The following is a 25,881-nucleotide window of genomic DNA, read 5'->3' on the forward strand; positions in this document are numbered from 1 at the left end:
TTACCTCTAGGTGAGGCGCTTGTCTTCTAGTATAGTGCAGAAAAAGAAGGCCGTCAAGCCTTCTTTTGGTTTATTCTTCTGCATCATCTTCTGTAAATTGACTATTATAGAGATCCGCATAGAAACCACCTTGAGCCATTAGTTCTTCATGATTGCCTTGTTCGATGATATTTCCATCTTTCATGACCAAGATCAAGTCGGCATTACGAATCGTTGACAAGCGGTGAGCGATGACAAAGGAAGTTCTACCCTCCATCAAACGGTCCATGGCTTTTTGAATCAACTCCTCTGTACGTGTGTCGACTGAGGATGTCGCTTCATCCAAAATCAAGAGCGGTGCATCTTTTAGAAGGGCACGAGCAATGGTCAAGAGCTGTTTCTGTCCAACAGACAAGGTCACGGTGTCATCCAAAACAGTGTCGTAACCATCTGGCAAGGTCATGATAAAGTGGTGGATTCCCACAGCCTTGCTGGCTTCCATCATCCGCTCATCACTGATGTCTGTCTGATTATAGATCAGGTTCTCTCGAATCGTTCCTTCAAAAAGCCAAGTGTCCTGCAAGACCATTGAGAAGGCATCGTGCACTTCTGAACGCTTCATAGCCTTGGTATCCACACCATCGATGCGGATACTTCCCTTATCTATCTCATAGAACTTCATCAAAAGATTGACAATAGTTGTCTTACCAGCCCCAGTCGGTCCAACGATAGCGACTTTCTGACCTGCATGAGCAGTCGCAGAAAAGTCATGGATGATAGTGCGCTCTGGTGTATAGCCAAAGGACACATGATCAAAGACTACTTCCCCTTTCATGTTGCTCAATTGTCTTTCCTTATGAGATTCATCTTGCATCTCTGCTTCAGCCAAAAATTCTAATACACGAGTCATGGCTGCACTCGCTTGTTGCAAGCTCGTAATCCCTTGGGCAATCTGTGACAGAGGTTGGGAGAAGGTCCGTACGTAAACCATAAAGGCTACAATAATCCCTATTGTGATATGCCCTTCTAACGCCAGCGCAGCTCCAACGATGATGACTAATACATAACTAAAGTTCCCAACAAAAATCATGGCTGGCATCATGATACCAGAGATAAATTGAGATTTCCAGATACTGTCATGCAAGTCTTGGTTTAAACCAGCAAATCTCGCTTTGGAGGTATCTACTGCGTTGTAGCTGGTCACTACATTATGGCCAGAGTACATCTCTTCCACATAACCATTGACGGCTGCTAGATTATTTTGTTGAGCTTTAAAATAACCCTGTGACTTGGCCATGATTACGGAAACCGCCACAAAACCAACAAGGGTTGATACAACTGTTACCAATGCTAAAATCCAGTTCATCCCAAACATGGTCACCAAGACAGCAATCAACAAGAAACTAGCTGAAAGAACGGTCCCTAAACTTTGGTTGAGAGATTGCGCTGCCGTATCCACATCATTGGTCACGCGCGAAAGGGTGTCTCCTTGTGAATGGCGGTCAAAATAGCCAAGTGGCAAACGATTGATTTTTTCAGCGATTGCTGTCCGCAAGCGTTTTGAAAAATGCTGAATGCTCGTTGAAAAGATATAGGCCTGTGTATAATTAAGGATAGCTCCAAATACATAGAGAATCACTAAAAAGCTAGCAATGTTTGACACAGCTACCAAGTCGATTTCTGTAGCCAAGCCATCTGAAATCAAGTTTGTAATTTCCTTAATCTTGGTTGGACCATAAACGGTAATGATACTTGAAATGACTGCAGCCACAACTGCTATTAGGAGAGGGAGTTGGAGGCCTGCCATATAAGGTTTGCACTGTTTCCAGACCGACACTTTTTTATTTTCCATGTTCCAATTCCTCCTTCGATAGTTGTGAGTAGGCAATTTCTTGGTAGACTTCGTTGGTAGCTAGAAGTTCCTTGTGGGTGCCTTGTCCCACGACTTTACCTTGATCCAAAACTAAGATCAGGTCGGCGTCCATAATGGTAGAAATCCGTTGCGCTACGATGAGCTTGGTCATGGATTTTGTTTTCTCAGCTAGTTCTTGGCGTAGGACACGATCTGTCTTGTAGTCCAAGGCTGAGAAGGAATCATCAAAGATGAGAATCTCTGGTTTACGAGCCAAGGCACGCGCAATGGCCAAACGCTGTCTTTGACCTCCTGAGAAGTTGGTTCCACCTTGGGCCACTTCTGATTCAAGTCCTGCTTCCTTTTCCTCGATAAAGCTTTTAGACTGGGCCAATTCCAAGGCTTGCCACATAGCAGCTTCGCTTAGAGGAGTTTCTTTGCTCTTACCAAAGTCCAAGTTCCCCTTGACATCTCCAGAAAAGAGTACAGCTTTTTGTGGAATATAGCCGACCTTATTGCGCAAATCTTGCAAGTCATAATCTTGCACATTAACTTCGTCCACTAGGATTTCTCCATCTGAAACGTCGTAAAAACGAGGCAAGAGGTTGACAAGCGTGGACTTACCTGATCCAGTCGATCCAATGAAGGCTACGGTTTGACCCGCTTCTGCTTTGAAAGTGACCTGTTCCACGACTGCTTCTGAATTTTTAGAGTAGCGGAAAGTCACATCACGGAATTCCACTTGTCCTTGAACTGAAGGATTCGCTGTCTGTGCATGACTAGGATTCTCAATAGAAGAATGCAGATCCAATACTTGATTGATACGTCCTGCCGAAACCAAGGTACGGGGAAGAACGATAAAGAGTGCTCCCATGAGCAGGAAGCCCATCACGACCTGCATAGCATAGGACATGAAGACCACCATATCACTAAAGAGTGGCAAACGTTCTGCCAAACTTGCGTCGTTGATGATATAGGCACCAATCCAGTAAATAGCTAAGGTCAAACCACTGGAAATTGCCATCATAATCGGGTTCATAATCGCCATCAATCGATTGACAAAGAGATTGAGACGCGTCACTTCATCATTGGCTGCTTCAAATTTCTCATCTTGGTAATCCTCAGCATTATAAGCACGAACAACCCGAATCCCTGTCAAGCTTTCACGAGTGATGCTATTGAGTTTATCTGTCAATTTTTGGATGACAGATTGTTTTGGAAAGGCCAGAGTCATGAGAACGGTGGTCATCAAGACATTCACAATAACAGCCACAACGACTGCCCAGAGCCAGTATTCGGACTTACCAAGGATTTTTCCAATAGCCCAGATTGCCATGATTGGCCCACGAGTAACCACTTGCAAGCCCATGGTAAAGAGCATCTGTACCTGTGTGATATCATTGGTCGTCCGAGTCAAAAGACTTGGGATTGAAAAGCGTTTGATTTCTGTCTGTGAAAAATCTAAAACCTGATGAAATACATCTCTACGTAGATGGGTTGTATAGGAGGCTGCAACGCGAGCAGCAAAGAAACCAACCATAACAGATGAAAAGAAAGCCAATAAAGACAATCCAATCATCTTCGCAGCTGGTGACCAGAGTTCACCCAACTGCGTTCCAGACGTTCCCAGTAATTCTGTAATTTGCGAAATATAAGTCGGCACCTCTAACTCGAGATAGACCGAGAAACAAGTGAACAGAATCGTAAGGACAATCATTCCCCACTCTTTTCCTGTAATACGTTTAGCGAGTTTCTTCATTCTCTCCTCCTATCTTCTCAACATTTTCTTGCAATTGCTCGAGTACCTTTTCAAAGATTGCCAAGTCTGACTTTGAAACACCCTCTAGCAGGCTCTGATCAATCCGATCAAAAAAAGCCTTAACTTCTTGCATCTGCGAACGCGATTTATCCGTCAGGCGAACAAATTTTGCCCGCTTATCGCTCGGACTCGCCTCTAACTCGACCAAACCATTTTGCACCATGCGCTTGACTAAATTACTCGCAACAGATTTGGTAATATTGAGTTCCTGCTCGATATCCTTAATCAGGACCAGTTCCTCTTTTTGTTCACAATGATCTAAAAAACGCAGAACCTGCCCTTGCGGTCCACCCATAAATTCAATGCCACATCGCTTGGCTTCTTTCTGTACCATCAGATGAACCTGGTGTCCAAAACGTTTGAACATTAACATCGGCTTGTCCATGATTGCTCCTTTCTCATGATGAATATAGTTCTCACAAGAACTATTTAAGTTTCAATGAGAACTATTTTATCATTTTCAGAGAATATGTCAAGAAAAAAGTTTCCAAGAGAACTATTTTAGTTTAAATTGACATTAGGCAATATTTTTTCTATAATAAGCACTAACTACTGTGGATAGAAATTCATTCACTCGATGAAGGGAGAAAGTTTTCAAATGAAACCAGAAGAACAAAGAGTTTTAGGAATCTTAGCAACCATTTTTGGAGCCATCGCACTTTTAGGATCCTGGATCCCGTTTATTAACTATCTATCATTTTTCATCGCCATTGTCGCATTTATCTTGGGGATTATCGGCCTTATCGTCAACCTCAAAAAACGAAAAACAATGGCCATTATCGGAACATCCCTGGCAGTTGCCTCTGTTGTACTTTTCTTTACGACCCAAGTACTGTACGCTAATGTCTACAAAGAGTTTATCAGGGAGTTTAACCGTTCCTACAGCGAGGCAAGTGCCTCAATGGAGCGCGAAGAAGAAAGCGACTTGACAGATGATAGCGCCTATTCCATCCCTGAGGAGGAAGAAAACGATACCTTCACCTGGACCCAAGAACAGTTCGACGCCTTAATCGAAGGTGACCTTGACAACAAAGGAAAAGGTGGTACCAACTACAAGGATATTATCAAAAAACACGGACTACCAGACTCCGAGTTTGACTCCACTATCGGAGGATACGATACGAGAAAAATCACCTATATCTCCATTGGCGACAAGATCAAGACCGTTACCTTAACTTTTGCAAAACAGGACAATGGACAGCTCTTGCTCGTCCAAAAACATGCAGTCGGTCTAGGTCTAGAAAAAAGCAAGAAACAAAACGATTCTGAAACTAGAGTATAAGTTCAAATATCAAAAAAACGAACAGCTAGTAAAACTGTTCGTTTTTCTATTAGAATCCATCTACGTTTGTGTAGATCTTTTGTACGTCTTCGTCGTCCTCAAGAACGCTGTAAAGTTTTTCAAAGGTTTCAAGGTCTTCGCCTGACAATTCCACTTCAGACTGAGGAATCATTTCCAATTCAGTCACTTGGAATTCTTCGATGCCAGACTCACGAAGGGCAACGATAGCCTTGTGAAGGTCTGTTGGAGCTGTGTAAACCGTGATTGTTCCTTCTTCTGCTTCTACATCGTCCACATCCACATCTGCTTCGAGCAATTGCTCAAAGACCGCATCAGCGTCCTCACCTGCAAATACGATCACACCCTTGTTATCAAAGAGGTATGAAACTGAACCTGAAGCACCCATGTTTCCGCCGTTTTTACCAAAAGCTGCACGGACATTAGCTGCGGTACGGTTGACGTTAGAAGTCAAAGTATCAACGATCAGCATAGAACCATTTGGTCCAAAACCTTCGTAACGTCCTTCTGTAAAGGTTTCGTCTGTGTTTCCTTTTGCTTTATCAATCGCTTTATCGATAACGTGTTTTGGCACTTGGGCTTGTTTAGCACGGTCGATAACGAATTTCAAAGCAGTGTTTGATTCTGGGTCTGGATCCCCTTTTTTAGCTGCTACATAGATTTCTACACCAAATTTTGCATATACTTTAGAGTTAGCTCCATCTTTAGCCGTTTTCTTGGCTACGATATTGGCCCATTTACGTCCCATTAGGAATCTCCTTTTTTCACATTTTAATCTTTCTTATTATAACACAAGTTTTTTCGATTTTCACTAGAGGAAAGGGATTTTATTTTATACTCAATGAAAATCAAAGAGCAAACTAGGAAGCTAGCCGCAGGCTGTACTTGAGTACGGCAAGACTAAGCTGACACGGTTTGAATTTGATTTTCGAAGAGTATTAGCAAATCCAGCTAGGAGTGTCCTTTAGCAGCCAAGACTGCCTTGCCTTCTTTTATCAGGGGATGGCGGAAAAGTGAGAAGTACAGTTGGGTGGTCATGGCAACCCAGATAAGGGGTTCGCAAAGGATAACTCCCCTATACCCTGCCCAAGGGATAATCAAAACCACAAAAACGATTTTCCCGATTAGTTCAATAAAGCTAGAAACTAGAGGGAGGAATTTCTGCCCCAAGCCCTGCAAGCAATTCCGATAAATCAGCAAAAGGCTCAAAATCGGATAAAATACTGAACTGATTTGCAGGTAGAGACTACCGTTTTCTACCAAGTAAGTATCTGTTGAACTGGCCAAGAAGGAAACCAAGGTCGGACTAGCAAAAAAGAGGAAAATACAAATAAAACCTGCCCAGGACATGCTCAGGCGACTCCCAACACCAAGGCCTTGAACTATGCGGTCTGGTCGCTTAGCCCCGAGATTTTGAGAGGCAAAGGTCGTCATAGCAGAAGAAATAGCCGTCATCGGAAGCAGAGCAAAAGCCATAATGCGTCTAGCTGCTGTTTGGGCACTAATAATCACAGCTCCAAAGGTATTGACAGAAGACTGTAAAATCACGCTACCAATGGAGACAATCGAACTCATCAAGCCCATAGCCAAACCTTGCTCTAAAAGATCCGCATACAAGGCCTTGTCCCATTTAAAATGCTTGAGTTGAGGGATCAGTTCTGGAACACTCTTACGGATATAATAAAAACAGAGAAGCGCTGATAAGCCTTGTGAAATGATGGTAGCAATCCCCGCAGATTGAACTCCTAGATGCAGTTGCGTAATGAAATAGAGATCCAGAACCACATTGACCAAGGCAGAAAAAATCAGAAAACCAAGCGCAGCCAGACTGTCTCCAATGGACCGCAACAAGCCTGCAAAGAGATTATAGGCGAAGCTGACACCGACACAGGTCACTATCATAGAAATATATTGATAGGACTGAGGAAGGATTTCTGCAGGAGTATCTAAATATTGCAAGAGTGGATACAGACCGACAAATCCCATCAGCATGACCACAATGCTCAAAAGAGCACCTAAAATCCAAGTTGCTGCTACTGCTTCTTTAATTTTAGTGAAATTACGAGCCCCATAATAGCGGGCAATGACAATCCCCATGCCATTGCCAACACCAAGCGTAAAGCCTATAATCAAGTCAAAAATGGCCGTTGTCGCCCCTACTGCAGCCAAGGAATCTTTACCAAGAAATCGCCCAACAATCAAGACGTCCGCAGTATTATAGAGCTGTTGGAAAATATTTGACAGCAAGATTGGAAAGGCAAAGCTTAACAGCGCAGGAAGAATAGGACCATGTATCAAGTCCACGGATCGTTTCTTATTCATAAAGCTATTATATCAGCTTTCTAAAGGAGCGACAAGGCTCTGTCACTAAGTTTGCAATCAATTGCTTACAGAGAGACAATTTGCTATAATCAAGAAAAGGAGGTCACTTATGAGTTTGACCAGTCAATTAATTACCGATGTATTTCCTGATCTGGATAAGGTTGAAAAGCTAAACAAGGAAGCGTTCCCCGAGGAAGAACGAGTTCCTCTGTCTGAGTTCTTGCGCTATCAGGACCGAGAAGACGCCCACTTTTTTGCCTTTTATAACCAAGAAGAGTTTGTCGGCTTTGCTTTTGCCATCTCCAATCCAAAGGCCTTCTATATCAGTTTTTTTGCCATCATGCCCCACTTGAGAAGCCACGGATATGGAAAAGAAATCATCGAAAAGCTGACTGATTTTTACCAGCGAACCATGTTACTCGAAGTCGAGCGATTGGATGAAGAATGCGATAACTTGGAGCAGAGAAAGGCCCGCATGGATTTCTATCGCCAAAATGGCTTTAAAACAGCCAACGCTTTTCTAGAGTACGATGGTTTGAGTTTTGAAATTCTCTACCGTGGCGACTATTTTGACGAAGAAGCCTATCGCGATATCTTCCAAAAGTTACAGAATGAACATTATTTTGACTTTCATATAGAGTATCGTCGTTTTAGTGACCATTAAACAAGACTTATCCATCTGGTGAAGAACCTCTCTTTTCGATAGAAGCTACATATAAAAATGCATGCAATCTACGATTACATGCGTTTTTTATTTTCAACTGATCAGAATAAACTTTTTATTCTCTCTATGGCTTAAGCTTCTGCATTGCCTTCTGGAAGAAGGAAGTAGAGAACAGCATAAGCTAAGATTCCAGAACCACCAAGTAGGGTGAAGATGATCCAAAGTGCACGAACAAGTGTGTGGTCCATGTTAAAGTAGTCAGCGACACCAGCACAAACACCAGCAATCTTTTTATCTTGTACATTACGAACAAGGCGTTTTTCCATTATAGTAGTCTCCTTTTTATAGAATGTTTTAATTTTATCATCAAATTAAAAAAATTGCAACTTGTTTTTTTTAATTTTTTTTGATTAAATACTCTTTTATTACGCTTTTAAGGCTTATGGAGACTTAATAATTAAACATAAAAAGCAGAGAAAGGCTTCTCCGCTTTTATTTTTAATCTTCAATTTCGATTTCAAGTCCATCACCTAGGTCAAGCGTTACTTCTTGGTTAGGTGCTAGATCTTCTGCGACAGAGGTAGGAGTTGTCCCTTCTTCATCTTCAATCAAGCCATATTGGACACGAACTTGATGGTCAATGGCATCAAAGATTTCTGGGTGATCCGCCAAATATTTCTTAGCATTTTCAGATCCTTGTCCGATTTTTTCACCCTTGTAAGAGTACCATGCTCCCGCTTTTTGGATGATATCGAGATCACTTGCAATCTTCAAGAGCTCACCAGTCTTAGAGATTCCTTCTCCGTACATGATTTCAACAAAGGCTTCCTTAAATGGTGGAGCCACCTTGTTTTTCACGACCTTGATCTTGGTTTCCTTACCGACATTGGTATCTTTTTGGTCACCAGTTCCCTTGATTTGCGTACTTCCACGAACATCCAAACGGACTGAAGCGTAGAATTTCAGAGCACGTCCACCAGGTGTTGTTTCTGGATTTCCAAACATAACCCCAACTTTTTCACGCAATTGGTTGATAAAGATGGCAATTGTTTTGGTTTTATTGATAGAAGCTCCGAGTTTACGCATGGCCTGGCTCATCATACGAGCTTGCAAACCAACGTGACTATCTCCAATATCCCCATCAATTTCTGCACGAGGTACAAGGGCCGCAACCGAGTCGATAACGACAAGGTCAACTGCACCTGAGTCAATCAATTTTCCAGCAATTTCAAGACCTTGTTCACCTGAGTCTGGTTGTGACAAGAGCAATTCGTCAATGTTCACACCAAGGGCTGCAGCATAGGCTGGGTCAAGAGCATGTTCCGCATCGATAAAGGCTGCAATACCACCTTCTTTCTGTGCTTGCGCAACAGCGTGAAGGGCAACCGTTGTCTTACCAGATGATTCTGGTCCATAGATTTCGATGATACGTCCTTTAGGATAACCACCTGAACCAAGGGCAATGTCAAGAGCCAATGAGCCTGAGCTCATCACTTGAACTTTTTGCTCCGCGCGCTCACCCAAGCGCATGATTGAGCCTTTACCAAAGTCTTTTTCGATCAATTTAAGAGCATCGTTCAATGCTTTTTCACGGTCTGCTCCAAATTTTTTCCCAATTTCATCTAATTTTTTTGGTTTTTTCGCCATTTTGTTCTCCTATATTCTACTGGTCCTTAGACCTATCTTTCATTATACCAAAATTTAGTCACTTAATAAAGCCTTGCGAACTAGGTAAAAGGCATGCATGACCGCAATATGTCGGACATCTGCTCGACTCCGTCCTGCGATATTAGCCTTGATAACCTCTGTCCCTTTTGCATGTGCCAGTCCAATAAAAACTGTACCAGCTGGATGACCCTCTAGGCTATCTGGCCCAGCTACACCTGTCAGACTGACTCCATAATCAGACTGAGTCTTGATCCGTGCCTGCTCTGCCATTTTTCGAGCCGTAAACTCAGAAACAACCCCGTGTTCTTTTAGCTCTTGCTCGGAAATATCCAACATCTTGGACTTTTCTTCTAGGCTGTAAGTGACAAAACCGCCATTAAAGATTGCTGAAACGCCCGAAAAGTCTGCTAATGTCGCTTGAAAGAGACCTGCCGTCAAGCTTTCTGCCGCAGTAATGCTTTTCTGTCTCTTCTTTAGCTCTTCTACAACGACACTTGCGAGGCTGGTTTCTTCCCCATATCCGTAACAGATGTCTCGTAAAGAAATTCCCTCGAAAGTTTGGCGACTCAAGATTTGATTTTCTAAGATATCCAGCGCTTGATCAGCCTTTTCTTGACTAACTGCTTTTGTAGACAAGCGCAAGGTCACTTCTCCTGTTTTGGCATACGGCGCCAAAGTCGGATCGGTTTGATGGTCAATCAAATCCGCCAAAATGGTCACCAACTGACTCTCCCCAATTCCAAAGAAACGGAGCACACGTGAGTATAACTTGGTACCAGTCATTAACTTGGGTAAGAGTTGGTTTAAGACCATAGGTTTCAACTCACTCGGCGGTCCTGGAAGGACCACGTAGGTTACGCCATCCACTTCCGACACCCCTCCTACTGCTAAACCTGTCTCATTTGGCAGTGGAGTCGCCCCTTCTACAATTTGGGCTTGGCGCTCATTATTCGGTGTCCGAGCATAGTCAGGTCTATGAGCAAAGAAGATATCCAGTTTCTCTTGCGCTTGAGGGTCAAACACTAGATTTTTTCCTAAAAATTTTGCCAGAGTTTGTTTGGTCAAATCATCCTCAGTTGGTCCCAAGCCCCCTGTCAAAATCACAAGATTGCTACGTTGACTCGCAATCTCCAGCAAGGACAAAAGACGAGCTTCATTATCTCCAACAGCTGTTTGGAAGTAGACATCTACCCCGATTTCGGCAAGTTTCTCTGATAAAAACTGAGCATTGGTATTGACAATCTGCCCTGTTAAAATTTCTGTTCCGACAGCAATAATTTCTGCTTTCATGTTTCCTCCTACTTATCTATTCGAATTTTTTTGAAAAAATCGCAGGAAATTTCCCACGATTTGATTCTTTTCTTATTCTGCTTCTTCGTTTGAAGCGTTCGTACTGGTTGAAGGCGCTGTCCGACCAAAGGCTGTTTCGTACAGTACCGCATTGGTTTCCAATTCTGTCACTGGCTCTTTACCTAGTGAACGACGCAAGAGATTTTGCATCTCGAGCATATGTTCTGAAGTGACAATCTGATAAGAAATTCCCTGTAGCTCAGCATCTTCCCCACGCAATTGATGCGTTTCAATATTCTTGAAAGAATCTTGATAGCCGAGCAATTGTGGAATGCTCTTAGCTGATAAGTCCACATTGGTCTGCATGTTATCACTCAAAGCTTTGAGGATGCCTTGATAATGACTCACACTGTTTAGGCTCAAAACCTTCTCAACGATCTTTTGAATGACTTCACGCTGACGTTTTTGACGACCATAGTCTCCTTCTGGGTCTTGGTAACGCATTCGTGAATACACCAGAGCTTCCTCACCATTCAAGGTTTGTTCTCCAACACCGATAGAAATCTTATTAAACTCTTCTTGGTCAGCAATCGAAATCGGGAAACCAAGTGTATTGTTGACGGTAATTCCACCAACTGCATCCACCAATTGTTGAAGCCCCTGCATGTTAACCATCACATAGCGGTCAATGTGGATATTCATCATCTTTTGAATAGTAGAAATTGCAAGTTCCGCACCACCATTAGCATAGGCCGCATTGAGTTTGGCTTCCTGAACTTGACCGTTTCCAGTCTCAATCTTGGTCAAAATATCCCGTTCCAAACTCATCATTGTGGTTTTCTTTGTTTTGGGATTAACCGTCAAGAGAATCATGGAATCACTATTCCCCGCCCACGGGTCTGTACGTTCCACATTTCCCGTATCTACCCCCATCAAGAGGATAGTCAGAGGCTCCGTCGCTTCGATAACGTTGGTTTCTTCCCCGATTTTTTTGTAAGTCTTTTTACTTAGGGTTTCTGTTCCCTGTTGGTAGATGGTATAGCCATAAACCGCTACACCTAAAACTGTTACTGCTAGGAAACCTAGCACCATTCCAATTAATTTTTTAATCATCTCGTTATTCATTTATCAGCTTGCCCATAAGACAAACATCTAAAAATATCCCTTCTGCTAAATAGGCTCCTCTTTCTTGTAAGCCTTCTGTGATAAATCCCATTTTTGAGTAGAGGTGGATCGCAGCCTCGTTTCGTTTTTGTACACTGAGTTGCAAACGGCGCAGGACGCCACTGGCTTTCGCCCACTCAATGCCTTCTTCTAGAAGTATAGTTGCCAAGCCTTGGTTCCAAAATTTCTTGCGAACTGCTAAAAAAATATCACCGATATGTCGAACTCTTAAATGTTGGTCTGCTGTGATATTTAAGACTCCTGCAATCTCATCATTCAGTAAGGCGAGGAGAGTAATTTGATTCTCTGATGCAGCTTGTTTTTCGATAAAAAGAGCCATTTCAAAAGCTGTCATCATGATGCCATTTTCATCTAGGCTAGTAAAGTCTGTCTCTTGACCGACACAATCTAAAAATGCAATCAAGGCTGTAGCATCTGACATCTCTGCCTCACGAATACACAACTCATACTCCATCTTGAAGCTCCTTGATGAGTTGTTCAGCCCGAGAGCCATGAGCCGTAAAATGAAGACAACGACCATCAGCTTCTTTCAAAATTTCCAACTCCAAGTAAGAATCTGGTAAATCTTCACCCAAAAGATGCCCCCACTCAATAACAGTCACACCACCACCAAAGAGAAACTCATCCAAGTCAATAGAATCAGCATCACCTTCGATACGGTAGACATCCAAGTGGTAAAGTGGCAAACGCCCTTCGTACTCTCTGACAATGGTATAGGTTGGACTTTTAATCATCTGACGGATATCCAAGCCCTTGGCAAGACCTTTTGTAAAGGTTGTTTTACCCGCACCCAACTCTCCAGTCAAGATCAGAACATCGTCTTTTTGAAGCAAATGGCCTAATCTTTCTCCGAGAGCCAGAAGCTCTTCTTCATTTTTTGTGTGCATGCTACTATTATACCAAAAAGTTTTCTTTTGTGTGAATTTTCTTTATGGACTTACTATAACAATTTTGAAAAATTCTCCTCCACTTAAAAGAATACAACTATTGAAAAAACAAACAGGATATCCCGAATCAGGTGCCCATAAAAGGAGATTTCCCTTTGAATACATTTTGGAAAAAGGAAACGTGCGCATAGAAAACCAACACTGATATAAATGAGAATCGAGGAAATCACTAAGGGATTCCTCAAAAAAACCATCGTAGCTAGAACGGAAATGACGACTGTTTTCTTTTTATTTAGGTGATTTTCTATATCGCGAAAAATTTTATCAAAAGGTAAGAAAATCAATAGATCTACTCCTAGCAAGAAAAAGAAGGAGGGTAAAAAGAGGTCAACCAATTCTTGTTGCAATTTGCTAGTAGTTTGGATGCTTTCTGAGAGAACCAGACAGGTTGCCAAAAGATTGACTACTAAAAGGAGGCAATAAACTAGACTCACTTTCTTTTGAACATGTAAAATACTGTGCCTAGACTGGTCTGCTGTATGGAAATAATTTATCCCAGCACAGAGAACAGAAATTCCTACTATCAAAATCAAAAAATAAGCATTGGTCTGTTTTAAAGATAAAAAGGATTCTTTCCATAATAGGCAACTACTAAAACTAATCTGGACGACTGCAATCAGTAACAATAGGCGAATTGATTTTACCATTTCTTTTCCCTCCCTATATGGGATTATACCTTGTGAGGAGTTTGAAATGATCGTTACCGCCTCAAGTGTCCTTTTTTTGTGCTCAACTGACCAAAAAACAGCTCTGTTGTGCACAGAACTGTTCTTTTACCAGTCTAATCCTTAAACCAGAGAGCAATTTCACGTTTTGCAGAAGCTTCCGAATCGGATCCATGAACTACATTTTGAATGGCTTGATTGTCTCCTGCAGCCTTGGCAAAATCTCCTCGGATAGTTCCTGGCAGAGCTTCTTCTGGACGAGTAGCACCCATCATGGTCCGCCAAGTTTCAATCACTTTCGGTCCTGATAGAATGCCCACCACTACCGGTCCTGAAGTCATAAACTGACGGATAGGAGGATAAAAACTTTTTTCAACCAAGTCTTGATAGTGTTGATCAATCAAAGCTTCTGAAACTGCTGAACGTAACTCTAATTTTTCGATTTTGAAACCACGCTCCTCAATTCTTTTCAGAACCTGACCAACCAGCCCTCTTTTCACACCATCTGGCTTAATGATAAAGAATGTTTGTTCCATACGGACACCTCCTTGGCATTTTAGTTCTTCTATTCTACCACACTTTATGAAAAAGTGGGAAAATTTTCTGAAACAAAACAAAGAGAACCTTTGGGTTCTCTTGTTTGCTTTTATTCTACTGTTTCTTCAACTTGGATTTCCACAACTTCCTCTACAGGAGCAAGTTCTGCCTCTTCTTGTTCTGGAGCCAGATATTCTGCTTCATTGATAGCTTGTGGTTCAAGGTTACGGTAGCGAGCCATACCAGTACCAGCTGGGATGATCTTACCGATGATAACATTTTCCTTGAGTCCAAGGAGATGATCTTTCTTACCACGGATGGCCGCATCTGTAAGGACACGAGTTGTTTCCTGGAAGGAAGCCGCTGACAAGAAACTATTTGTTTCAAGTGAGGCTTTGGTGATTCCCATAAGAACTGGGCGACCAGTCGCTGGAACTCCACCTGCGATAAGAACATCCTTGTTAGCATCTGTAAAGTCGTTGATGTCCATGAGAGTACCCATAAGAAGGTCTGTGTCACCTGGATCCATGACACGAACTTTACGGATCATTTGACGAACCATTACCTCGATGTGTTTGTCACCGATTTCTACCCCTTGGCTACGGTAAACTTTTTGTACTTCACCGAGAAGGTAAGTTTCAACTGACAAGACATCACGAACAGCAAGGAGACGTTTTGGTTGGATAGAACCTTCTGTCAATGCCGCACCGCGAGAGACTTGGTCTCCAACTTCGACACGCATACGTGCTGTAAATGGTACCACGTACTCACCTTCGCCAGTTTCACCCTTAACGAAGACTTTCTTGGTACGAGTTGACGCGTCTTCTTCGATAGCTGTAACTTGTCCTTTGACCTCTGTGATGACCGCTTCCCCTTTAGGATTGCGGGCTTCAAAGATTTCTTGGACACGAGGAAGACCCTGAGTGATATCGGTATTTGAGGCAACCCCACCCGTGTGGAAGGTACGCATTGTAAGCTGTGTACCAGGTTCCCCGATAGATTGGGCAGCGATTGTACCAACTGCTTCACCAACTTCAACCGCATCACCAGTCGCCAAGTTGATACCGTAACAGTGACGGCAGACACCATGACGAGTGTTACATGTAAATACAGAGCGGATAGTAACTTCTTCCACACCAGCATTGACAATTTCACGCGCCTTGTCTTCTGTAATCAACTCATTTGGACCGATGATCACTGCACCAGTTTCTGGATGTTTAACAGTTTTCTTAGTATAACGACCATTGAGACGTTCTTCGAGAGACTCGATCATCTCTTTTCCTTCTGCGATAGAACGAATCAAGAGACCACGGTCTGTTCCACAGTCGTCCTCACGGATGATCACATCTTGGGCAACGTCAACCAAACGACGAGTCAAGTAACCTGAGTCGGCTGTCTTAAGGGCCGTATCGGTCATACCCTTACGGGCACCGTGAGTTGAGAAGAACATTTCGAGTACTGACAAACCTTCGCGGAAGTTTGAAAGGATTGGCAATTCCATGATACGTCCGTTCGGAGCGGCCATCAGACCACGCATACCGGCAAGCTGTGAGAAGTTTGAGATGTTACCACGGGCTCCAGAGTCCATCATCATAACGATTGGGTTCTTAGGATCTTGGTTGGCAACCAAACGTTTTTCCAATTTTTCACGGGCTGCACGCCATTCAGCTGTAACAGCGTTGTAGCGCTCGTCGTCTGTGATCATACCACGACGGAATTGTTTGGTGATTTGTTCTACACGTTTGTGTGATTCTTCGATGATTTCAGCCTTGTCTTCAACGACTGGGATATCGGCAATACCGACTGTCAAACCTGCAAGAGTTGAGTGGTGGTAACCGAGGTTCTTCATACGGTCAAGTAGGGCAGAAGTTTCTGTTGTACGGAAACGTTTGAAGATTTCAGCGATGATATTTCCAAGGTTTTTCTTCTTGAATGGAGGGTTAAGTTCAAGATTGCTGATAGCTTCCTTGATATCTCCACCTAGTGGCAAGAAGTATTTAGCTGGAACACCTTCTGTTAAGTTAGCATTTGTTGGTTCTTGCAAGTAAGGCAGACCCTCTGGCATGATGTCGTTGAAGAGGATTTTACCAACTGTTGTCAGCAAGACCTTGTGTTTTTGCTCTTCTGTCCATGGTTTGTTGAGGCTGTCTGTTGCAATACCAACACGTGAGTGGAGGTGAACATAACCATTGCGGTAAGCCATAACCGCTTCGTCACGGTCTTTGAAGACCATTCCTTCACCTTCACGACCAGCTTCTTCCATGGTCAAGTAGTAGTTACCCAAAACCATGTCCTGAGACGGAGTAACAACTGGTTTACCATCTTTCGGATTCAAGATATGCTCAGCAGCCAACATCAAGATACGAGCTTCTGCTTGAGCTTCTTCTGAAAGCGGTACGTGGATGGCCATTTGGTCCCCGTCAAAGTCGGCATTGTAGGCTTCACAGACAAGCGGGTGCAAGCGAAGGGCCTTACCATCAATCAAGACTGGCTCGAAAGCTTGGATACCCAAACGGTGAAGGGTCGGTGCGCGGTTCAAAAGAACTGGGTGTTCTTTGATTACTTCTTCAAGAATATCCCAGATACGTTCATCTCCACGTTCCACCAAGCGTTTAGCCGCTTTGACGTTCTGCACGATGTCACGAGCAACGATTTCACGCATCACAAATGGTTTAAAGAGCTCGATGGCCATTTCACGTGGCACACCACATTGGTACATCTTAAGAGTTGGACCAACGGCGATAACGGAACGTCCTGAGAAGTCAACACGTTTTCCGAGCAAGTTTTGACGGAAGCGTCCTTGTTTCCCTTTAAGCATGTGGCTCAATGATTTCAGTGGACGGCTACCTGGTCCTGTGATTGGACGACCACGACGGCCATTGTCAATCAAAGCATCAACCGCTTCTTGAAGCATACGCTTCTCATTTTGAACGATGATACCTGGTGCATTCAACTCAAGCAAACGAGCCAAACGGTTGTTACGGTTAATAACACGGCGGTAAAGGTCGTTCAAGTCAGATGAAGCAAAACGGCCACCATCCAACTGCAACATTGGACGAAGATCTGGTGGAATAACCGGAAGGATGTTGAGAATCATCCATTCAGGTTTGTTTCCAGACTTGTAGAAGGCATCCAAAACATCCAAACGACGGATGGCTTTGACACGTTTTTGTCCAGTAGCTGTTTTCAACTCTTCTTTGAGTTCAGTAATTTCTTTTTCAAGATCTACTTGTTTCAAAAGGTCTTGGATAGCTTCGGCACCCATCTTGGCAACGAATGATCCATAGCCATACTCACGCAAGCGCTCACGGTATTCGCGCTCTGTCATGATAGACTTGTGCTCAAGCGGTGTATCCTTAGGATCAATCACCACATAAGCCGCAAAATAGATAACTTCCTCGAGGGCACGAGGACTCATATCAAGGGTCAAGCCCATACGGCTTGGAATCCCCTTGAAATACCAGATGTGAGATACAGGAGCTTTCAACTCGATGTGCCCCATACGCTCACGACGAACTTTTGTACGCGTTACTTCAACCCCACAGCGGTCACAAACAATTCCTCTATAGCGAATGCGTTTGTACTTCCCACAAGCACATTCCCAGTCTTTTGTAGGACCAAAGATGACTTCGTCAAAGAGTCCTTCACGTTCTGGTTTCAAGGTACGGTAATTGATTGTTTCAGGTTTTTTGACTTCTCCATAAGACCATGAACGGACTTTGCTTGGAGAAGCTAGGGTGATTTGCATACTTTTAAAACGATTTACATCAACCACTATTTCTTCCCTTTCTATTCTAAGTGAACTGCTTATTCTTGTTCAGCAGCTTCTTCTGTTGCTTCCGCTTTTGTTGCTTTCTCAGCTTCTTCAGCTTCAAAGGCTGCTTTAGCCTCTTGGGCTGCTTTTTCGCGGGCTTTTTCAAGGTCATCTACGTGGATGACATCTTCGTCCATTCCTTCATCCAAGTCGCGAAGTTCCACTTCTTGGTCATCTTCGTCAAGGACACGCATGTCAAGACCAAGAGATTGCAATTCTTTGACAAGAACTCGGAAGGATTCTGGAACACCTGGTTTTGGAATTGGTTTTCCTTTTGTAATAGCTTCATAAGCTTTCAAACGTCCGTTGATATCGTCAGACTTGTAAGTCAAGATTTCTTGAAGGACATTTGACGCACCGTAGGCTTCAAGAGCCCAAACCTCCATCTCACCGAAACGTTGTCCACCAAACTGAGCTTTACCTCCGAGTGGTTGTTGGGTAACAGTTGAGTATGGTCCGACTGAACGAGCGTGCAATTTATCATCAACCATGTGGTGGAGTTTGATCATGTACATGACACCAACTGATACACGGTTGTCAAATGGCTCACCTGTACGTCCATCGTAAAGGATTGTCTTGGCATCACTGTCCATACCTGCTTCTTTAACAGTGTCCCAAAGGTCTTCCGAACTTGCTCCGTCAAAAACTGGTGTTGCGATGTGGATACCAAGAGTACGAGCTGCCATACCAAGGTGGAGTTCCATAACCTGACCGATATTCATACGTGATGGTACCCCAAGTGGGTTCAACATGATATCGACTGGAGTTCCGTCTGGAAGGTAAGGCATGTCTTCTACAGGAACGATACGAGAGACAACCCCTTTGTTTCCGTGACGTCCGGCCATCTTATCTCCGACTTTGATCTTACGTTTTTGAGCGATGTAGACGCGAACCAGCATGTTGACACCTGATTGCAACTCATCTCCATTTGCACGTGTAAAGATTTTAACATCACGAACGACACCATCGGCACCGTGAGGTACACGAAGAGAAGTATCACGCACTTCACGAGACTTGTCTCCGAAGATAGCGTGCAAGAGACGTTCTTCAGCTGAGAGGTCTTTCTCACCCTTAGGTGTGACTTTACCTACAAGGATGTCCCCTTCTTTAACCTCAGCACCGATACGGATAATCCCCATTTCGTCAAGGTCTTTAAGAGCATCTTCACCAACGTTTGGAATTTCACGAGTAATTTCTTCAGGTCCAAGCTTTGTATCGCGTGTTTCTGATTCGTATTCTTCGAGGTGGACAGATGTGTAGACATCGTCTTTGACCAAGCGTTCGCTCATGATAACGGCATCCTCGAAGTTGTAACCTTCCCATGTCATGTAGGCAACGATTGGGTTTTGTCCAAGCGCCATTTCACCTTTTTCCATAGAAGGTCCGTCAGCGATAAAATCGCCTTTTTCAACGACATCGCCAACCTTAACAAGTGTACGTTGATTATAAGCAGTACCTGAGTTAGAACGACGGAATTTTTGGATGTGGTAAACGTCTAGCGAACCATCTTCACGGCGTACTTCTACCTTATCAGCATCTGCGTAAGTAACTTTACCACCATACTGAGCAATCACAGCAGCACCAGAGTCATGAGCTGCTTGGTATTCCATACCAGTACCAACGTAAGGTGCTTTTGGATCAATCAAAGGCACAGCCTGACGTTGCATGTTGGCACCCATGAGGGCACGGTTGGAGTCATCGTTTTCCAAGAAAGGAATACATGCTGTCGCAACGGCAACTACCTGTTTTGGTGACACGTCCATGTAGTCAACCACTTCTGCTGGATACTCTTGGTTGACCCCTTGGTGACGTCCCATGACAACTTTCTCAGCAAAAGTACCGTCCTCGTTGAGGCGAGAGTTAGCCTGCGCTACAGTAAATTCATCTTCTTCATCGGCTGTCAACCAAACGATTTCGTTGGTCACAACACCTGTTTCACGGTCAACCTTACGGTATGGTGTTTGAACAAAGCCATACTTATTCAAGTGTCCGTAAGATGACAAGTTGTTAATCAAACCGATGTTAGGTCCTTCAGGTGTCTCGATTGGACACATACGACCATAGTGAGTGTAATGCACGTCACGTACTTCATATCCAGCACGGTCACGAGTCAAACCACCAGGTCCCAAGGCTGACAAACGGCGTTTGTGAGACAACTCAGAAAGCGGGTTGTGTTGGTCCATGAACTGTGACAACTGTGATGAACCAAAGAATTCTTTAACCGCAGCTGTTACAGGACGGATATTGATAATTTGTTGTGGTGTTAAAACTTCATTGTCCTGAACAGACATACGTTCACGGACATTACGTTCCATACGAGAAAGTCCAAGACGTACTTGGTTAGCAAGCAATTCACCAACTGCACGGATACGACGGTTCCCAAGGTGGTCGATATCATCCACACGTCCGATACCTTCCGCCAAGTTGAGGAAGTAGCTCATCTCTGCAAGGATATCCGCAGGAGTTACAACACGAACCTTGTCGTCTGGATTGGCATTTCCGATGATGGTTACAACACGGTCTGGGTCCGTTGGGGCAACAACCTTGAATTTTTGAAGCACAACTGGTTCTGTCAGAACAGCTGCATCGTTTGGAATATAAACGATCTTGTTCAAGTCGCCATCCAAGTGACTCTCGATACTTTCGATCACGCTACGAGTCATAACGGTACCAGCTTCTACCAAGATTTCTCCTGTTTCAGGGTCTACCAATGGCTCCGCAATGGTTTGGTTGAGCAAGCGTGTTTTAACGTTGAGTTTTTTATTGATCTTGTAACGACCAACAGCTGCCAAATCGTAGCGGCGCGGGTCAAAGAAACGTGCCACAAGCAAGCTACGTGAGCTTTCAGCAGTCTTAGGCTCACCTGGACGAAGGCGTTCGTAGATTTCCTTCAAGGCTTCGTCTGTACGAGAGTCCATTGGATTCTTGTGGATATCTTTTTCAACAGTATTGCGAACCAATTCGCTATCACCAAAGATATCAAAGATTTCATCATCACCTGAGAAACCAAGCGCACGAACTAAGGTCGTAAATGGAATCTTACGAGTACGGTCAATACGAGTATAAGCGATGTCTTTTGAGTCGCTTTCAAGTTCCAACCAAGCTCCACGGTTCGGGATAACAGTAGAACCGTAACCCACTTTACCGTTCTTGTCTACTTTGTCATTAAAGTAAACACCTGGTGAGCGGACTAACTGAGAAACGATAATACGTTCACCACCATTGATGATGAAAGTACCCATTTCGGTCATGATTGGAAAATCACCAAAGAAGACTTCTTGAGTCTTGATTTCGCCTGTTTCTTTATTGATCAAGCGGAAGGTTACAAAAATTGGTGCTGAGTAGCTAGCATCGTGGATACGTGCTTCTTCGAGCGTGTATTTGGGTTCCTTGATTTCATAGCCAACAAATTCCAACTCCATAGTTTCTGTGAAGTTTGAAATTGGCAATACATCTTCAAACACTTCCTTCAGACCGTGGTCTAGGAAATCTTTGAATGAGTCAGTTTGAATTTCAATCAAATTTGGTAAGTCAAGAACTTCTTTGATTCTTGAAAAACTACGACGGGTACGATGTTTCCCGTATTGAACGTCATGTCCTGCCAAGATGATTCTCCTTTGTAAATAAATTCCAAGCCTTGTCAATCAGGCTTTTCTAATCGTCATATGGTTTTTAAAACCCCTATCACCGTGTCCCTTTGATGAATTTTCAGAATCTTTAAATCTTTGTTACAAGCACTCAAAAACCTGAAAAAAAGCACAAAAAGAGCAGCTAAATCTGACTTTTTCAGAAGATTTAACTGCTGTGAGCCTTGTCTGGACAATATTTCAGACAAAACCTACGACAAATGATTACTCATATTATACCTTATTTAGCTAGATTTTTCAAGGTTTTTTTACTTATTTTTTAAATAATCTTTTCCTATATATTATTTTAAAATTTCAAGAGAATGAAGCATTATATTTTCTCTTAAAAGTTAGGAAAACGCTTGCACTAATGTTTACCTCGTGCTATACTGATAGGGAACAACTACACAAGGAGAATTGTGATGAAAAAGATCCCATCTCAAACTGAGAAAAAAATGATTTATGGTATCCGTTCCTTGAAGAACGGAACTGGTTCTGTCCTTATTGGTGCTAGCATTGTCCTGCTTTCTGCTACAATGCCAACTATTTCGGCCAACGAAAACCTTCCGCAAATTCAGGAAAATACCAGAGCTGTGACCAAGGCCCCTACTGAGACTGAAACGAGTCAAACTCAAACGGAAACGCCTATTTCTGAACAAAAGAATGCAAACGCTTCCCTTGATTCTAAAAAAGAAGCTCCAGCTGGGGAAACTACTACAGCGCCAGAAACACCCAAAACAGAAGATGCTACTACAAGCCAGGCTAACAGCAAGGAAGAGAAAGTAGATAACAGCACTGCAACGCCAACTTCAGAACAAAAACCACAAGCTGACACATCCTCTGAAGAACCCATCGCAGACAACCACTTCCGCATCCATGTAAAAAAACTCCCTGAAGAAAACAAAGATTCTCAAGGTCTTTGGACTTGGGACGATGTTGAAAAGCCGTCTGAAAACTGGCCCAATGGAGCCAAGTCCTTCAAGGATGCCAAGCAAGATGACTACGGCTATTACCTAGATGTCAAACTCAAAAATGAGCAAGCCAAGAAAGTCAGCTTCCTCATCAACAATACCAAGGGGGATAACCTGACAGGGGACCGTTCTGTAGAGCGCCTCTCTCCAAAAATGAATGAGGCCTGGCTAGATGAAAACTACAAGGTACACAACTACCGCCCTCAACCAGCAGGAACTGTCCGTGTCAACTACTACCGCACCGATGGCAACTATGACAAAAAATCTCTCTGGTATTGGGGCGATGTCAAGAACCCAAGTAGCGGAGAATGGCCTGACGGTACTGACTTTACCGCAACTGGAAAATATGGCCGTTACATTGATATCCCACTCAATGAAGCTGCAAGAGAATTTGGATTTTTATTACTAGACGAAAGCAAGAAAGGCGATGATGTGAAAATCAGAAAAGAAGATTATAAATTCACTGATCTAAAAAATCACAGTCAGATTTTCCTCAAGGATGATGACGAAACCATCTACACCAACCCCTACTATGTGCACGATATCCGCATGACTGGTGCCCAACACGTAGCTAAATCTCGTATCGAAAGCAGTTTTTCTACCCTCGTTGGAGCTAAGAAAGACGATATCCTCAAACACTCCAGCATCACTGATTACCAAGGGAATAAAGTAGCTATCACAGACGTGGAAGTGGATGAGGCAGGCAAAAAAGTGACCTACATCGGCGACTTCTCTGACACTCAACACCCTTACACTGTCAGCTACAATTCAGACCGCTTTACCACACGTTCAAGCTGGCGCCTCAAGGATGAGTCCTACAGTTACGATGGTCCACTCGGCGCAACTCTGAAAGAAGATGGCAAGCGTGTTGACCTCACCCTCTGGTCTCCAAGTGCTGATAAGGTTTCCGTTGTTGTCTATGACAAGAAAGACCCTGAAAAAGTAGTTGGAACTGTCGCCCTTGAAAAAGGAGAAAAAGGAACCTGGAAACAAACTCTGGATGCAAACTCTGGTCTCGGTATCAGCAACTACACTGGCTACTACTACCACTACCAAATCGAGCGCCAAGGTAAAACTGTCCTCGTTCTTGACCCTTATGCCAAATCATTAGCGGCTTGGAACAGTGACCTAGCAAAAACAGATGCCGCTCATAAGGTCGCTAAAGCTGCCTTTGTCGATCCAGCGAAGTTAGGTCCGCAAGACTTGACCTATGGAAAGATTCGTAACTTCAAATCACGTGAAGATGCTGTCATCTATGAAGCCCATGTACGTGACTTCACTTCGGATCCTGCCATCGCAAAAGACTTGACCAAGCCATTTGGTACCTTTGAAGCCTTTATCGAAAAACTAGACTATCTCAAAGACTTGGGTGTGACTCATATCCAACTCCTTCCTGTCTTGTCCTACTACTTTGTCAATGAATTGAAAAACCATGAACGTTTGTCTGCCTACGCTTCAAGCAACAGCAACTACAACTGGGGATATGATCCTCAAAACTACTTCTCCTTGACAGGTATGTACTCAAGCGATCCTAAGGATCCAGAAAAACGTATCGCAGAATTCAAAAACCTCATCAACGAAATCCACAAACGTGGCATGGGGGCTATCCTGGACGTGGTCTACAACCATACTGCAAATGTTGATATTTTTGAAGATATTGAGCCAAACTACTATCACTTTATGGACGCAGACGGAACTCCTCGTACTAGCTTTGGAGGCGGCCGTTTGGGAACTACCCACTACATGTCTAAACGTGTCTTGGTAGACTCCATCAAGTATCTGGTTGAAACTTACAAAGTGGATGGTTTCCGTTTCGATATGATGGGAGATCATGATGCGGCTTCTATCGAAGAAGCGTACAAGGCTGCACGTGCCCTCAATCCAAACCTTATCATGCTAGGTGAAGGCTGGAGAACCTATACTGGTGATGAAAATACGCCTGTACAACCTGCTGACCAAGATTGGATGAAGAAAACAGATACTGTCGCTGTCTTTTCAGACGACATCCGCAACAACCTCAAGTCTGGCTATCCAAACGAAGGTCAACCTGCCTTTATCACAGGTGGCAAACGCGATATCAATACCATCTTTAAAAATCTCATTGCCCAACCAACTAACTTTGAAGCTGACAATCCTGGAGATGTGATCCAGTATATCGCAGCCCATGATAACTTGACCCTCTTTGACATCATTGCCCAGTCTATCAAAAAAGACCCAAGCAAGGCTGAAAACTACGCTGAGATTCATCGTCGTTTGCGACTTGGAAACCTCATGGTCTTGACTGCTCAAGGAACTCCGTTTATCCACTCTGGTCAGGAATACGGACGTACCAAACAATTCCTTGATCCAGCCTATAAGACTCCTGTTCCTGAAGATAAGGTTCCAAATAAGTCTCACTTGTTGCGTGACAAAGACGGCAAGCCTTTTGTCTATCCTTACTTTATCCATGACTCTTACGACTCTAGTGATGCTGTCAACAAGTTTGACTGGACCAAAGCTACAGATAGCAAAGCATATCCTGAAAATGCCAAGAGCCGTGACTACATGAAAGGTCTGATCGCCCTTCGTCAATCGACAGATGCCTTCCGACTCAAGAGTCTGCAAGACATCAAAGAGCGCGTCCACCTCATTACTGTCCCAGGACAAAACGGTGTTGAAAAAGAAGACGTGGTCATCGGCTACCAAATCACTGCTCCAAACGGTGATGTCTACGCTGTCTTTGTCAATGCGGATGATAAGGCTCGTGAATTTACTCTAGGAACTGCCTTTGCTCACTTGAGAAAGGCTGAAGTCCTCGCAGATGAAAATCAAGCCGGACCAGTAGGAATCGCTAAACCTCAAGGTCTCGAATGGACTGAACAAGGCTTGAAATTGAACGCTCTCACTGCTGTCGTTCTCCGCTTGTCTCAAGGTGGCGCCATCGTCGCTCCAGCTGTGGAAGAAAAACCAGAATTTGATCTTTCTAGCTTGGAAACCCAACAAGACAAAGCCCAGAACCTAGTAGCAAACCCTGACTCTCAAGAAACTGCTACAGAGACTCTTTCTCAGAAAGTCCTTCCAAACACAGGTACTGAGAACAAATCCCTTCTTGCCCTTGCTGGATTCAGTATCCTTGCCCTTCTCGGACTTGGATGGTTGATAAAAAACAAGAAAAAGAAATAACCTAGCCCTCCTATAGAGAAAACACCCCATGGTTAGAAGACTCTTCTAGCCATGGGGTGTTGTTTTTATGATACACTTAT

The 25,881-nt window shown here is 43.5% G+C and carries 18 protein-coding genes; 3 read left to right on the forward strand and 15 right to left on the reverse strand.

Annotated elements, in window-relative coordinates:
• Window positions 1-70: 70 nt before the first annotated feature.
• From SOR_RS08290 to SOR_RS08300, 3 genes are read right to left on the reverse strand one after another with little or no spacing between them, the layout of a single operon-like run.
• Complete coding sequence (locus SOR_RS08290) at window positions 71-1,831, reverse strand: ABC transporter ATP-binding protein (protein ID WP_000428391.1); 1,761 nt, start codon at window positions 1,829-1,831, stop codon at window positions 71-73.
• Window positions 1,821-3,590 carry an ABC transporter ATP-binding protein gene (locus tag SOR_RS08295; protein WP_000731802.1) on the reverse strand — a complete coding sequence of 590 codons (1,770 nt, stop codon included), beginning with the start codon at window positions 3,588-3,590 and terminating at the stop codon, window positions 1,821-1,823. Before SOR_RS08295 ends, SOR_RS08290 begins: the two co-directional genes overlap by 11 nt.
• Window positions 3,574-4,035: a MarR family winged helix-turn-helix transcriptional regulator gene (locus tag SOR_RS08300; protein WP_000360522.1), complete on the reverse strand. Its 462-nt coding sequence runs from the start codon at window positions 4,033-4,035 to the stop codon at window positions 3,574-3,576. Before SOR_RS08300 ends, SOR_RS08295 begins: the two co-directional genes overlap by 17 nt.
• Window positions 4,036-4,227: 192 nt before the next feature.
• Here SOR_RS08300 and SOR_RS08305 point away from each other — a divergent pair, with 192 nt between their 5' ends.
• Window positions 4,228-4,932 carry a CD20-like domain-containing protein gene (locus SOR_RS08305; protein WP_041170821.1) on the forward strand — a complete coding sequence of 235 codons (705 nt, stop codon included), beginning with the start codon at window positions 4,228-4,230 and terminating at the stop codon, window positions 4,930-4,932.
• 49 nt (window positions 4,933-4,981) lie between these two features.
• Here the strand turns inward: SOR_RS08305 and SOR_RS08310 are convergent, their stop codons facing one another.
• Together SOR_RS08310 and SOR_RS08315 are read right to left on the reverse strand one after the other, a co-directional pair.
• A complete protein-coding gene (locus tag SOR_RS08310; RefSeq protein ID WP_000532894.1) occupies window positions 4,982-5,698 on the reverse strand; it encodes a YebC/PmpR family DNA-binding transcriptional regulator in 717 nt (238 codons plus the stop codon).
• Between the two features lie 203 nt (window positions 5,699-5,901).
• Window positions 5,902-7,272, reverse strand: coding sequence for an MATE family efflux transporter (locus tag SOR_RS08315; RefSeq protein ID WP_013670281.1), 1,371 nt, complete (start codon window positions 7,270-7,272; stop codon window positions 5,902-5,904).
• 109 nt (window positions 7,273-7,381) lie between these two features.
• Between SOR_RS08315 and SOR_RS08320 the strand changes: the two genes are divergently transcribed.
• Window positions 7,382-7,936: a GNAT family N-acetyltransferase gene (locus SOR_RS08320; protein ID WP_000060284.1), complete on the forward strand. Its 555-nt coding sequence runs from the start codon at window positions 7,382-7,384 to the stop codon at window positions 7,934-7,936.
• 131 nt (window positions 7,937-8,067) lie between these two features.
• Here SOR_RS08320 and SOR_RS08325 read toward each other — a convergent pair whose 3' ends face one another.
• From SOR_RS08325 to rpoB, 10 genes are all read right to left on the reverse strand, one after another.
• Window positions 8,068-8,262: a PspC domain-containing protein gene (locus tag SOR_RS08325; RefSeq protein ID WP_000415531.1), complete on the reverse strand. Its 195-nt coding sequence runs from the start codon at window positions 8,260-8,262 to the stop codon at window positions 8,068-8,070.
• 172 nt (window positions 8,263-8,434) lie between these two features.
• A complete protein-coding gene (recA, locus tag SOR_RS08330; RefSeq protein WP_001085440.1) occupies window positions 8,435-9,583 on the reverse strand; it encodes a recombinase RecA in 1,149 nt (382 codons plus the stop codon).
• Window positions 9,584-9,637: 54 nt separating this feature from the next.
• A complete protein-coding gene (locus SOR_RS08335) occupies window positions 9,638-10,894 on the reverse strand; it encodes a competence/damage-inducible protein A (RefSeq protein ID WP_000642679.1) in 1,257 nt (418 codons plus the stop codon).
• 72 nt (window positions 10,895-10,966) lie between these two features.
• Window positions 10,967-12,007 (reverse strand): glycopolymer--peptidoglycan transferase LytR, encoded by a 1,041-nt coding sequence (gene lytR / locus SOR_RS08340; protein WP_000592174.1) that lies wholly within the window; start codon window positions 12,005-12,007, stop codon window positions 10,967-10,969.
• Between the two features lie 4 nt (window positions 12,008-12,011).
• Window positions 12,012-12,533, reverse strand: a complete 522-nt coding sequence (locus SOR_RS08345; RefSeq protein ID WP_000455517.1) for a GNAT family N-acetyltransferase — start codon at window positions 12,531-12,533, stop codon at window positions 12,012-12,014.
• Entirely contained in the window at window positions 12,523-12,966 is a 444-nt protein-coding gene (gene tsaE, locus SOR_RS08350) for a tRNA (adenosine(37)-N6)-threonylcarbamoyltransferase complex ATPase subunit type 1 TsaE (RefSeq protein ID WP_000556958.1), read from the reverse strand. The genes SOR_RS08345 and tsaE overlap by 11 nt, the downstream gene beginning before the upstream one ends.
• 83 nt (window positions 12,967-13,049) lie before the next feature.
• Window positions 13,050-13,673, reverse strand: coding sequence for a hypothetical protein (locus SOR_RS08355; RefSeq protein WP_000240911.1), 624 nt, complete (start codon window positions 13,671-13,673; stop codon window positions 13,050-13,052).
• Window positions 13,674-13,807: 134 nt separating this feature from the next.
• Entirely contained in the window at window positions 13,808-14,227 is a 420-nt protein-coding gene (gene ndk / locus SOR_RS08360; RefSeq protein WP_000438308.1) for a nucleoside-diphosphate kinase, read from the reverse strand.
• 110 nt (window positions 14,228-14,337) lie between these two features.
• Window positions 14,338-18,003 (reverse strand): DNA-directed RNA polymerase subunit beta', encoded by a 3,666-nt coding sequence (rpoC, locus tag SOR_RS08365; RefSeq protein ID WP_000228784.1) that lies wholly within the window; start codon window positions 18,001-18,003, stop codon window positions 14,338-14,340.
• Between the two features lie 32 nt (window positions 18,004-18,035).
• On the reverse strand, window positions 18,036-21,647 hold the full coding sequence (gene rpoB / locus SOR_RS08370) for a DNA-directed RNA polymerase subunit beta (RefSeq protein WP_000907181.1): 3,612 nt from the start codon (window positions 21,645-21,647) through the stop codon (window positions 18,036-18,038).
• Between the two features lie 443 nt (window positions 21,648-22,090).
• On the opposite strand from rpoB, the gene SOR_RS08375 reads away from it, so the two are divergent.
• Window positions 22,091-25,801 (forward strand): pullulanase, encoded by a 3,711-nt coding sequence (locus SOR_RS08375; RefSeq protein WP_000723757.1) that lies wholly within the window; start codon window positions 22,091-22,093, stop codon window positions 25,799-25,801.
• Window positions 25,802-25,881: the final 80 nt, after the last annotated feature.

Source organism: Streptococcus oralis Uo5, assembly GCF_000253155.1.
GTDB lineage: Bacteria > Bacillota > Bacilli > Lactobacillales > Streptococcaceae > Streptococcus > Streptococcus oralis_L.

Excerpts from the sequence above, each read along its gene's own strand:
- SOR_RS08295 (WP_000731802.1), bottom strand. The coding sequence starts at position 3,590 with ATGAAGAAACTCGCTAAACGTATTACAGGAAAAGAGTGGGGAATGATT.
- SOR_RS08325 (WP_000415531.1), bottom strand. The coding sequence starts at position 8,262 with ATGGAAAAACGCCTTGTTCGTAATGTACAAGATAAAAAGATTGCTGGT.
- SOR_RS08375 (WP_000723757.1), top strand. The coding sequence starts at position 22,091 with ATGAAAAAGATCCCATCTCAAACTGAGAAAAAAATGATTTATGGTATC.
- SOR_RS08310 (WP_000532894.1), bottom strand. The coding sequence starts at position 5,698 with ATGGGACGTAAATGGGCCAATATCGTAGCCAAGAAAACGGCTAAAGAT.
- SOR_RS08355 (WP_000240911.1), bottom strand. The coding sequence starts at position 13,673 with ATGGTAAAATCAATTCGCCTATTGTTACTGATTGCAGTCGTCCAGATT.
- ndk (WP_000438308.1), bottom strand. The coding sequence starts at position 14,227 with ATGGAACAAACATTCTTTATCATTAAGCCAGATGGTGTGAAAAGAGGG.
- SOR_RS08300 (WP_000360522.1), bottom strand. The coding sequence starts at position 4,035 with ATGGACAAGCCGATGTTAATGTTCAAACGTTTTGGACACCAGGTTCAT.
- SOR_RS08335 (WP_000642679.1), bottom strand. The coding sequence starts at position 10,894 with ATGAAAGCAGAAATTATTGCTGTCGGAACAGAAATTTTAACAGGGCAG.
- lytR (WP_000592174.1), bottom strand. The coding sequence starts at position 12,007 with ATGATTAAAAAATTAATTGGAATGGTGCTAGGTTTCCTAGCAGTAACA.
- SOR_RS08345 (WP_000455517.1), bottom strand. The coding sequence starts at position 12,533 with ATGGAGTATGAGTTGTGTATTCGTGAGGCAGAGATGTCAGATGCTACA.
- SOR_RS08290 (WP_000428391.1), bottom strand. The coding sequence starts at position 1,831 with ATGGAAAATAAAAAAGTGTCGGTCTGGAAACAGTGCAAACCTTATATG.
- SOR_RS08320 (WP_000060284.1), top strand. The coding sequence starts at position 7,382 with ATGAGTTTGACCAGTCAATTAATTACCGATGTATTTCCTGATCTGGAT.
- SOR_RS08305 (WP_041170821.1), top strand. The coding sequence starts at position 4,228 with ATGAAGGGAGAAAGTTTTCAAATGAAACCAGAAGAACAAAGAGTTTTA.
- tsaE (WP_000556958.1), bottom strand. The coding sequence starts at position 12,966 with ATGCACACAAAAAATGAAGAAGAGCTTCTGGCTCTCGGAGAAAGATTA.
- SOR_RS08315 (WP_013670281.1), bottom strand. The coding sequence starts at position 7,272 with ATGAATAAGAAACGATCCGTGGACTTGATACATGGTCCTATTCTTCCT.
- recA (WP_001085440.1), bottom strand. The coding sequence starts at position 9,583 with ATGGCGAAAAAACCAAAAAAATTAGATGAAATTGGGAAAAAATTTGGA.